Source organism: Streptomyces sp. NPDC091377 (genome assembly GCF_044757045.1).
In the GTDB taxonomy this organism is placed as follows: domain Bacteria; phylum Actinomycetota; class Actinomycetes; order Streptomycetales; family Streptomycetaceae; genus Streptomyces.
The window spans coordinates 98,318-108,236 of sequence record NZ_JBIVUE010000025.1 but is presented as its reverse complement, the minus strand read 5'-3'; the positions used below and the strand labels follow the sequence as shown (position 1 = coordinate 108,236).

Genomic DNA, 9,919 nt, shown 5'->3' with positions numbered 1-9,919 from the left:
TTGAGTTCTCAAGGAACGGACGCTTCCTTTGTACTCACCCTCTCGGGCTTTCCTCCGGGCTTCCCTTCGGTGTCCCCGACTCTATCAGACCTTTTTCTCGGCCCAATTCCCTGTCGGCGGGATTGCCTTAGGCGTTGGACTTTCGTCCGTCGGCCTTTCGACATTCACTACGCTAGCCGACTTCCCGTCCGATTCATAATCGGGCCCCTTGGATTCGAATTCGAGCGTGCGGACACGTCGAAAACGACCCCGGTGAGGGATTCTCGTAGCTAGTGGGTTGGCCGCTCCGGCTGCAGGCGAACGCCGTACCCGGTTCAGCGGCTCGGGCCACGTTACGCACCTTCGGAGGCCGAGTCAACTTCGGCGGAGCCTCGGCGTGTGGGCCCGATAGGGGCTCACCGTAGGGTCGTTGGCGATCCAGTAGCGCCAGGGGTGGGCGTCCCCGTCGCCGCCGTCGCCGGACACTCCGGTGCGAGGGCCGTTGCGTACCTGGTCAGCGGGGACCGGGGTGCCGGTGAGGATCCGCAGCGGGGTCTCCCCCGGCGCGCAGGCGTCCGTGCCGTCGAGGGCCCGGTCCACATCGAGGGCGGTGGCCAGCCGGGCCGGGCCTTTGGCCAGTTCCTTGTCGTATCGGGCCGAGAGTCGACGTTTGCGAGCCAGTTCCGCGCCCTCCACGATCTCGCCCGCGCGGAGCAGGACGGCACTGGCGAGGCCCTCCGGGCCGCAGACCAGGTTCATGCAGTGCCACATGCCGTAGGTGAAGTAGACGTACACATGGCCGGGCGGGCCGAACATCACGGCCGTGCGGGGAGTACGGCCGCGGTAGGCGTGGGAGCCGGGGTCGTTGGAGCCGTCGTACGCCTCGACCTCGGTGAGGCGGACGGCGATCGGGCCGTCCGGGGTCGTACGGACGAGGATGCGGCCCAAAAGCTCGGGGGCCACCTCCAGGACGGGGCGGTCGAAGAACGTCCTGGGCACAGGCGTACGGTCGGGGGTCGCGATCACGCCGTCCGAGCGTAGTGCAGCCGGACGGGGGCATCGGAGGGTCGGTGCGCTTTCGGTCCGGACGGAACCGGACCCGGGCGGATCGCGTTTGTAGGGGTCAGGGATTGAGGATCCACCCGCCTGTGGGCGAGAGGGAGAGACACATACATGGCGTTCAAGAAGCTGCTCGCGAGCCTGGGTGCCGGCGGAGCCTCCGTCGAGACCGTGCTGACCGAGACCAATGTGGTGCCGGGCGGGGTGGTCCAGGGTGAGGTGCGGATCCAGGGCGGATCCGTGAACCAGCAGATCGAGGCGCTGTCGGTCGGGCTTCAGGCCAAGGTCGAGGTCGAGACCCAGGACTCCGAGTACAAGCAGGACATCGTCTTCACCAAGGTGCGGCTCGGGGGTGCCTTCGAGCTGGAGGCCGGGAAGGTGCACACGGTTCCGTTCGGTCTGGAGATCCCGTGGGAGACCCCGATCACCACGCTCGACGGGCACCCGCTGCCGGGGATGCACATCGGGGTCGTCACCGAGCTGGAGATCGCGCGTGCGGTGGACTCCGGTGACCTGGACCCGGTGAATGTGCACCCGCTGCCCGCGCAGAAGGCGATCCTGGACGCCTTCCTCCAGCTCGGCTTCCGGTTCAAGAACGCCGACATGGAGCGCGGTTCCATCCGTGGGACCCGGCAGAAGCTGCCGTTCTACCAAGAGATCGAGTTCCTGCCGCCGCAGCAGTACCGGGGGCTGAACCAGGTCGAGGTGAGCTTCGTGGCCGACTCCGACGCCATGGACGTGGTGCTGGAGATGGACAAGAAGCCGGGACTGTTCAGTGAGGGGAGCGACTCGTTCCGCTCGTTCAAGGTGGGGCTGAACGACTTCGGGTCGACCGACTGGGGGGCCTACCTGAACCAGTGGCTGTCCGAGGTCGGCAGCAAGCGCAACTGGTTCTAGGCTCGGGGTTCACTGAACGATCTGATCAGGAGGTGCCGAGGTGTCCGAGGCCAAGCGGCGGCCATTGCCCCATGACTTCCATCCGCCCGTGCCGGCGTTCACGGTCACGAGTGAGGACGTCGAGGAGGGCGCGGTCCTGAAGAACGCTCAGGTATTCGCGGCCGGCAATGTCTCACCGCAGCTGCGGTGGGAGGGCTTTCCGCCGGAGACCAAGAGCTTCGCCGTGACCTGCTACGACCCGGACGCCCCGACGGGCAGCGGGTTCTGGCACTGGGTGCTGTTCGACCTCCCGTCCACGGTGACCGAGCTGCCGGGCGGTGCGGGCACGGGCGCGTTCGAGGGGCTGCCCGAGGGTGCCGTGCACGCGCGCAACGACTACGGGTCGAAGGACTTCGGGGGCGCCGCGCCGCCGCCCGGGGACGGGCCGCACCGCTATGTGTTCACGGTGTACGCGGTGGACCAGGAGAAGCTCGGTCCGGACGCGGACGCCAGTCCGGCCGTGGTCGGTTTCAATCTGCGGTTCCACACGCTGGCGCGGGCCCAGCTGATCGGCGAGTACGAGAACCCCGCACAGGGCTGAGCCGCACGCCGCGGTCCGTTCAGCGTTCACCGAACGTTTGCCCGCCTCTGGTCTTGGAAGTGATCAGGGGCGGGCATTTTTGTTGCTGGGGGCGGGGGGCCACCCTCGCGGAGCAGCGGATATTGCGTTGTCCATCTCGGCGTGCCCGGCCAGAGTTGACCCCAGCCCGCCAGGGGGTGGGCGGGTGCGACACGGGAGGTGGGCTGGATCATGCGCGACACGCTGGTGCTCAACGCGAGTTTCGAGCCGCTGTCGACGGTGACATTGAACCGAGCCGTCGTGCTGGTGCTCCAGGACAAGGCGGTCGTCGAGCAGTCCCACCCCGATCTGCGGATGCGCGGGGCGGCCGTGGACATACCGGCGCCGCGGGTGATCCGGTTGTGCCGTTATGTGAGGGTGCCGTTCCGAAGACAAGCGCCCTGGTCGCGGCGGGGGGTGCTGGTGCGGGACCGGCACCGGTGCGCGTACTGCGGGCGTCGGGGGACGACCGTGGACCACGTGGTACCGCGGTCGCGGGGCGGTGCGGACAGCTGGCTGAACACGGTGGCCTCCTGCGCGGAGGACAATCACCGCAAGGCGAACCGGACGCCGGCGGAGGCGGGGATGCCGTTGCTGCGGGAGCCGTTCGAGCCGTCGCCCGCGGACGCGATGCTGCTGGCGCTGGCGCCGGACGACTACGACGCGTTGCCCGAGTGGCTGGCCTCCGCCGCGGCCTAGGGCGAGCGGGCGTGGCCTGACATGCGGTTCCCCGCGGTCCCTTCGGAAGGGGCGCGGGGAACTCTGCGTCGGGGGGGGTGTCCCGGGTCCTCAGTCGATGGACGGCTTCTCGCGGCGCTCGGTCGGCTGGGCGGGGACGTTGGCGCCGTTGCCGGAACCGCCGCCCAGGTTGCCGAAGTTGCCCATGGCGCCGGAGAGGCCCTTGAGGGCGTCGCCGATCTCGCTGGGGACGATCCAGAGCTTGTTGGCATCGCCCTCGGCGATCTTCGGGAGCATCTGGAGGTACTGGTAGCTGAGGAGCTTCTGGTCCGGGTCGCCGGCGTGGATGGCCTCGAAGACCGTACGGACGGCCTGGGCCTCGCCCTCGGCGCGCAGGGCGGCGGCCTTGGCCTCACCTTCGGCGCGCAGGATCTGGGACTGCTTCTCGCCCTCGGCGCGCAGGATCTCGGACTGGCGGACACCCTCGGCCTGGAGGATCGCGGCGCGCTTGTCGCGGTCGGCGCGCATCTGCTTCTCCATCGAGTCCTGGATGGAGGTGGGCGGCTCGATCGCCTTGAGTTCGACGCGGTTGACGCGGATGCCCCATTTGCCGGTGGCTTCGTCGAGGACGCCGCGCAGGGCCGCGTTGATCTCCTCGCGGGAGGTGAGGGTGCGCTCCAGGTCCATGCCGCCGATGATGTTGCGCAGGGTGGTGACCGTGAGCTGCTCGATGGCCTGGATGTAGCTGGCGACCTCGTAGGTGGCGGCGCGGGCGTCGGTCACCTGGTAGTAGATGACCGTGTCGATGTTGACGACCAGGTTGTCCTGGGTGATCACCGGCTGGGGTGGGAAGGGGACGACCTGTTCACGCAGGTCGATGCGGTTGCGGATGGTGTCGATGAACGGCACGACGATGTTCAGGCCCGCGTTGAGTGTCCGCGTGTAGCGCCCGAAGCGTTCCACGATCGCGGCGCTCGCCTGCGGGATGACTTGGATCGTCTTGATCAGGGCGATGAAGACCAACACCACCAGGATGACCAAGACGATGATGACCGGTTCCATCGTCGCTGCCCGTACCCTTCTCCGCCTCGGCGGACCTACGGTTGCAGATCTTATGCTTGTTGAAGATCTTGCTGGTCGAGTCTGACAGACCGTCGTATGCCCTGGAGGACGTTCGGTTCACTTGGGGTCGGTCGGGGGTGGTGCGCGGCCCGTGGTGCGCTGTCCTCCGCGGGCGGTCACAGGACGATCGCGGTGGCTCCCTCGATCTCCACGACGTCCACTTCCTGGCCCGGTTCGTAGGCGCGGTCGCGGTCGAGGGCCCGGGCCGACCAGACCTCGCCCGCGAGTTTGATGCGACCGCCGGAGCCGTCCACGCGTTCCAGGACGACGGCCTGCCTGCCCCGCAACGCGTCGATGCCGGTGGCCAGTTGGGGACTCTGCCGGCGGTGCCGCGCCGCGATCGGGCGGACGACGGCGATGAGGGCGACCGAGACGGCGACGAAGACGAGGACCTGGGCGACGACGCCGCCGCCGAGTCCCGCGACGCCTGCTGCCGCGAGCGCGCCGACGGCCAGCATCCCGAACTCCGGCATCGTGGTCACCACGAGCGGGATTCCGAGCGCGGCCGCGCCGATGAGCCACCACACCCATGCGTCGATGTCGTTCACACGGTCCATCGTATGGCCGTGGGTCGGGTCGCCGACAGGGTACGAAGCGGCTCGTCCGTGCTTCGGGTCCGTGGTTTCGGGGCGTGTTCGGGGGGTATCCGGGTGCGCCTCGGTTCCGGGTGCGCCTCGGTGGTGTGCGCCGGCCGTGCGTCGGTCAGGTCATCGGGAGGCCATGGGCTGTCCAGCGGTCGCCGATCTGGTCCACGACGAGCGGGAGGCCGAAGCAGAGGGAGAGGTTGCGGGAGGTGAGTTCGAGTTCCAGCGGGCCGGCGGCGAGGACCTTGCCCTGGCGGATCATGAGGACATGGGTGAAGCCCGGGGCGATCTCCTCGACATGGTGGGTGACCATGATCATGGAGGGGGCGATCGGGTCGCGGGCGAGGCGGCCGAGGCGGCGCACCAGGTCCTCGCGTCCGCCGAGGTCGAGTCCGGCGGCGGGCTCGTCCAGGAGCAGCAGTTCGGGGTCGGTCATCAGGGCGCGGGCGATCAGGGTGCGCTTGCGCTCGCCCTCGGAGAGGGTGCCGAACCTGCGCTCCAGGTAGTCGGACATGCCGAGGCGGTCGAGGAAGGCGCGGGCGCGCTGCTCGTCGATGTCCTCGTAGTCCTCGTGCCAGGAGGCGGTCATGCCGTACGCGGCCGTCAGGACGGTCTGGAGCACGGTCTGGCGCTTGGGGAGCTTGTCGGCGAGGGCGATACCGGCCACACCGATACGGGGGCGGAGTTCGAAGACGTCGACCTTGCCGAGGGTGTCGCCGAGGATGGTGGCGGTGCCCTTGCTCGGGAAGAGGTAGCTGGAGGCGATGTTGAGGAGGGTGGTCTTGCCGGCGCCGTTGGGGCCGAGGATGACCCAGCGCTCGCCCTCCTTCACCGACCAGGAGACGTCGTCCACCAGAGCCCGGCCCTCGCGGATGACGGATACGTCCTCAAGCTCCAGTACATCGCTCATGAGCGCGTTGTCTCCCCTTACGGTGTGGCCGGTCTCGGCTGTCGCGTACGCCAGTGGCTCGGGCCGCCGCGCCGGTGGGCGCAGGCCCTCTACGAAATCTACGCCACCGGTTGCCCGGTCCATTCCATCGGTCCGGTCCTTAGAGTGGACGGGTGCTCTCGGAACCGCGTTCAGGACGCCTCGCCGCTTGGGGAAATGCCCTTCTTGTCGGACTTGTTTCGCCGGATGACGCTGTGCTGGCGATCGTCGGGGACGACGCCGTGCACCGGGTGGCGGGGCTGCCCGGGGAGTCCGCGCCGGTCGGTCTCACGCTCGCGCTCGGGCGGCTGCGGTCGCTCGGGGCGACGGGGCTGCGGATCGCGCTGCCCGCGCCCGGGCATCCGCTGGGGCTGAGCGGACCGCCGGAGTTCAACGCGCGGGCCATGGACGCCGAGGAGGCGGTGATCTGTCATGGCGCCGCGTTCGGGCTGGTGCCGGAGGTGTCCTCGGCCGGGCCGGCGGGGGATGTCCATGTGGAGGTGGTGTGGCACTGCCTCGCGGTGCGGGAGGCGCCGCCCGCGGATGTGCCGTCGCTCGGCGAGGCGGAGCGTGAGTTGGCGGAGGCGCTGCGGGAGGCGACCGAGATGCTGACCCGGCTGGACCTCGCCGCGTCGGGGCCGGTGGCGGAGGCGGCGATCGACGCGTACCGGGCGCGGGCGGAGCGGGGGCGGGAGGTGTTGGCGCCGGGGTATCCGCCGCGGGCGGTGCGGGTGCTGGAGCTGGCGCAGCGGGTGGGGTTGCTGGTGGATGTGGCTCATGAGAACGGGCACGGAGGGGTCGCCGGTGGGGCGGGGGGCGGTGGGAGTGCGCGTGGGGGTGCGCGTGGGAGTGGGGGTGGGGGTGCGAGTACGGGGGCGGTGAGCGCTTCGGAGATGGCGGCTCGGGGGGCGGTGCTGCGGGGGGTGGAGCGGGTGGCTCGGCGGGCGCAGGTCGCGGCGTACAACTCCGTTGTGGAGGAGCGGGAGAAGGGGGTGCGGTGAGGTGGGTCGGTGGTGAGGTCGGGTATGGGTGAGCGGGTTGGGCGTGCCGTGACCGGGGGCTCTGCCCCCGAGCCCCGGTTCGGCCTGGACGGCCTCGTCCCCAAACGCCGGACGGGCTGAAAGGGAAAAGGCAAGAGGCCCCGGTTTGGTTCGGGGCCTCTTTGGGTGGGGCGGGGTGGGGTCAGCCGTTGGCGCCGATGTTGCCGAACGCCGGGTTCAGCAGGCCGATCACGTTAATGCTGTTGCCCACGACGTTGACGGGGATGTGGACCGGGACCTGGATGACGTTGCCCGAGACAACGCCGGGGGACTTCGCGGCCAGGCCCTGCGCGCCCGAGTCGGCGACCGCCGCGCCCGCGGAGGCGCCGGCGGCGATCCCGGCGACGGAGAGGGCTACGGCAGCCTTCTTGGCGATGTTCATGAGAAGCGTTTCCTCCTGCTGTTGTCCTACCGACCCGGCCGCGGGTCGTGCGCTGAACAACGCGGAGACGTTCAGTTCGGAACGGTCCGGCCTGCCGTACTGCCCGTTCGGATCATTGGGCCTACCAGCCGACAAAAAGACCGGCCTCCCGGAGAGCGCCCGGGAGGCCGGAGGCCGGTGCGGCGTCAGGCCCGCACTCGGACGTCAGTCGGTGCTCAGCGGTTGAGGCCGAGGTTGCCGAATGCCGGGTTCAGCACGCCGATGACGTTCACGCTGTTGCCGACGGCGTTGACCGGGACGTCGACCGGGACCTGGATGACGTTGCCGGAGACAGCGCCCGGAGAGCCCGCGGCCGTGCCGTGCGCCAGCGCACCGTCGGTGGCGGAGGCCATTCCGGCTCCGGCGGCCATCAGCCCGCCGGCCACCATCGTCACGGCCGCTGCCTTCTTCAGGTTCTTCACTTCTATGCCCTCCTTGCGATCGCCGCGGCAATCACCGCGGCACGCATGGGAGAACGGTCCGGGACCGTGATGGATACGCCATCCGGGGGACATTCCCACGACGGTATGAATCTCTGCCCGGAGGGGAACCCGCGTCCGGTTCCTGTGCGAGGGGGCGTCTCAGCCCGCCACACCGTGGCGTACGGCCCACAGCGCGGCCTGGGTGCGGTCCGCCAGGTCGAGCTTCATGAGGATGTTCGAGACATGGGTCTTGACGGTCTTCTCGGAGAGGACGAGGGCGCGGGCGATCTCGCGGTTGGAGCGGCCGTCGGCGATCAGCACCAGCACTTCGCGCTCGCGCTCGGTCAGTGACCCTCCCCTGCCCTGGCCGATGCCGGTCTCCTCCTCGCAGAGCAGGGCGTCGGCCACCTCGGGCTGGAGCAGGACGTGCCCGGCGTGCACCGAGCGGATGGCACCGGCCAGCGCCTCGGGGTCGACGTCCTTGTAGACGTACCCGGTGGCGCCCGCGCGCAGGGCCGGGACGACCGTACGCTGCTCGGTGAAGCTGGTGACGATCAGCACGCGCGCGGGGTGGTCGAGTTCGCGGAGCTTGCGCAGGGCCTCGACGCCGTCCATGCCGGGCATCTTGACGTCCATGAGGATGACGTCGGGGCGCAGCTCTTCCGCGCGGGCGACGCCCTCGGCTCCGTCGGCGGCCTCGCCGACGACCTGTATGTCGTCCTGGATCTCCAGGAAGGTGCGCAGTCCTCTGCGGACCACCTGGTGGTCGTCGACGAGCAGCACCTTGATTGCGTCACCCACCGGGGACCTCCATCTCGATCGTGGTGCCCGAGCCGGGCGCCGATTCCACCGTCAGCCGTCCTCCGACGCCGCTCGCGCGGTCGCGCATGGAGACCAGGCCCAGATGCCGGCCCGCCCGGCGGACCGTGCGGGGGTCAAAGCCGTCGCCGTCGTCCCGGACGCGCAGCACCGCGCCGGCGCCGCGGCGCTCCAGGACGACCTCGACGCGGGGTGCCCCGGAGTGGCGCAGCGCGTTGTGGAGGGCTTCCTGTGCGACGCGGAGCAGGGCCTCCTCCTGTGCGGCGGGCAGGGCGCGCACGCCGCGCGCGGTGAAGCTCACGCGGGCGCTGTGGGCGCGGTCGAGGACGTGGATCTGGGTGCGCAGGGTGGCGACGAGGCCGTCCTCGTCCAGGGCGGCGGGGCGAAGTTCCACGACGGCGGCGCGCAGTTCGTCGGCGGCCTCGGCGGCGAGGGCGACGACCTGGTGCAGTTCGTCCTTGGCGCGGGCCGGGTCGCGGTCGACCAGGGCGGTGGCGGCCTGGGCGGTCAGTCGTAGGGAGAACAGTTTCTGGCTGACGGCGTCGTGGAGTTCGTGGGCCAGGCGGGAGCGTTCCTCGGCGATGGTCAGTTCGCGGCTGCGCTCGTAGAGGCGGGCGTTGGTCAGGGCGATGGCGGCGTGCTGGGCGAGGATCGACAGGAGGTCCTCGTCGTCCTCGGTGAAGCCGCAGCCGCCGTCGGGGCGGGGGTGCTTCTTGTTGGCGAGGAAGAGCGCGCCGATGATCTCGTCGCCGTCGCGGATGGGCAGGCCCAGGAAGTCGGCGAGGTCGGGGTGGGCGCTGGGCCAGCCGCCGAAGCGGGGGTCCTCGCGTACGTCGGCGAGGCGCTGGGGTTTGGCGTCGCGGAGCATGGCGGCGAGGACGCCGTGCTGGCGGGGCAGCGGGCCGATGGCCTTCCACTGCTCGTCGCTGACGCCGTCCACGACGAACTGGGCGAAGCCGCCGTGGTCGTCCGGGACGCCGAGGGCGGCGTACTCGGCGTCGAGCAGTTCGCGGGCGGAGGCGACGATCGTCTTGAGGACGTCGCGCACCTCCAGGTGCCTGCTCATGGCCAGCAGCGCGGAGCTGATCGCGGCGAGGCCGGACCGGGGGCCTTGACTCATGTCCTCACGGTACCGACGGGGTGTGACATCGGGATCGGCCCGGAGGCCCGCACCGGTCTGGGCCAGGGGCCTAGGTCGCAGGTCGGAGGGGGGACGGCTTAGGGCGAAGGGACCGGTGGGGCTGGGGCCCGCGGCCGAGGCGGAGGGGCGGGGGGCGTTCCTACGGTGGGGGCATGGCCGTCGGCTCAGTGTCCGGGGGCTTCAGAGGACTATCGAGGGCTTGTGCAGAGAGCTTGAGGGCTTGAGTGCCTG

At 70.2% G+C, this 9,919-nt stretch carries 12 protein-coding genes; 4 read left to right on the top strand and 8 right to left on the bottom strand.

Going from position 1 to position 9,919, the window contains the following annotated elements:
• Window positions 1-354: 354 nt before the first annotated feature.
• A complete protein-coding gene (locus tag ACIQNG_RS35215) occupies window positions 355-1,005 on the bottom strand; it encodes a DNA-3-methyladenine glycosylase (RefSeq protein ID WP_401427765.1) in 651 nt (216 codons plus the stop codon).
• A 147-nt stretch (window positions 1,006-1,152) separates the two neighbouring features.
• On the opposite strand from ACIQNG_RS35215, the gene ACIQNG_RS35210 reads away from it, so the two are divergent.
• The 3 genes from ACIQNG_RS35210 (at window position 1,153) to ACIQNG_RS35200 (ending at window position 3,232) form a co-directional block, all read left to right on the top strand.
• A complete protein-coding gene (locus ACIQNG_RS35210; RefSeq protein WP_401427762.1) occupies window positions 1,153-1,935 on the top strand; it encodes a sporulation protein in 783 nt (260 codons plus the stop codon).
• A 40-nt stretch (window positions 1,936-1,975) separates the two neighbouring features.
• The gene (locus tag ACIQNG_RS35205; RefSeq protein ID WP_401490803.1) at window positions 1,976-2,515 is read left to right on the top strand and encodes a YbhB/YbcL family Raf kinase inhibitor-like protein; all 540 of its coding nucleotides are present in this window, start codon (window positions 1,976-1,978) and stop codon (window positions 2,513-2,515) included.
• Window positions 2,516-2,725: 210 nt separating this feature from the next.
• Entirely contained in the window at window positions 2,726-3,232 is a 507-nt protein-coding gene (locus ACIQNG_RS35200) for an HNH endonuclease (RefSeq protein ID WP_401427757.1), read from the top strand.
• A 90-nt stretch (window positions 3,233-3,322) separates the two neighbouring features.
• On the opposite strand, the gene ACIQNG_RS35195 is transcribed toward ACIQNG_RS35200, so the two are convergent.
• The 3 genes from ACIQNG_RS35195 to ACIQNG_RS35185 form a co-directional block, all read right to left on the bottom strand.
• Window positions 3,323-4,273, bottom strand: coding sequence for an SPFH domain-containing protein (locus ACIQNG_RS35195; protein ID WP_401427754.1), 951 nt, complete (start codon window positions 4,271-4,273; stop codon window positions 3,323-3,325).
• 176 nt (window positions 4,274-4,449) lie between these two features.
• Entirely contained in the window at window positions 4,450-4,881 is a 432-nt protein-coding gene (locus ACIQNG_RS35190; RefSeq protein ID WP_401427752.1) for an NfeD family protein, read from the bottom strand.
• Window positions 4,882-5,035: 154 nt separating this feature from the next.
• A complete protein-coding gene (locus ACIQNG_RS35185; RefSeq protein ID WP_401427750.1) occupies window positions 5,036-5,827 on the bottom strand; it encodes an ABC transporter ATP-binding protein in 792 nt (263 codons plus the stop codon).
• A 152-nt stretch (window positions 5,828-5,979) separates the two neighbouring features.
• Between ACIQNG_RS35185 and ACIQNG_RS35180 the strand changes: the two genes are divergently transcribed.
• Window positions 5,980-6,846 carry a hypothetical protein gene (locus tag ACIQNG_RS35180; protein WP_401490800.1) on the top strand — a complete coding sequence of 289 codons (867 nt, stop codon included), beginning with the start codon at window positions 5,980-5,982 and terminating at the stop codon, window positions 6,844-6,846.
• Between the two features lie 181 nt (window positions 6,847-7,027).
• Here the strand turns inward: ACIQNG_RS35180 and ACIQNG_RS35175 are convergent, their stop codons facing one another.
• From ACIQNG_RS35175 to ACIQNG_RS35160, 4 genes are all read right to left on the bottom strand, one after another.
• Complete coding sequence (locus ACIQNG_RS35175; RefSeq protein WP_401427745.1) at window positions 7,028-7,267, bottom strand: chaplin; 240 nt, start codon at window positions 7,265-7,267, stop codon at window positions 7,028-7,030.
• Between the two features lie 215 nt (window positions 7,268-7,482).
• Window positions 7,483-7,728 (bottom strand): chaplin, encoded by a 246-nt coding sequence (locus tag ACIQNG_RS35170; protein WP_401427743.1) that lies wholly within the window; start codon window positions 7,726-7,728, stop codon window positions 7,483-7,485.
• Window positions 7,729-7,887: 159 nt separating this feature from the next.
• Entirely contained in the window at window positions 7,888-8,529 is a 642-nt protein-coding gene (locus ACIQNG_RS35165; protein WP_401427740.1) for a response regulator, read from the bottom strand.
• Complete coding sequence (locus ACIQNG_RS35160; RefSeq protein ID WP_401490797.1) at window positions 8,522-9,667, bottom strand: GAF domain-containing sensor histidine kinase; 1,146 nt, start codon at window positions 9,665-9,667, stop codon at window positions 8,522-8,524. The genes ACIQNG_RS35165 and ACIQNG_RS35160 overlap by 8 nt, the downstream gene beginning before the upstream one ends.
• Window positions 9,668-9,919: the final 252 nt, after the last annotated feature.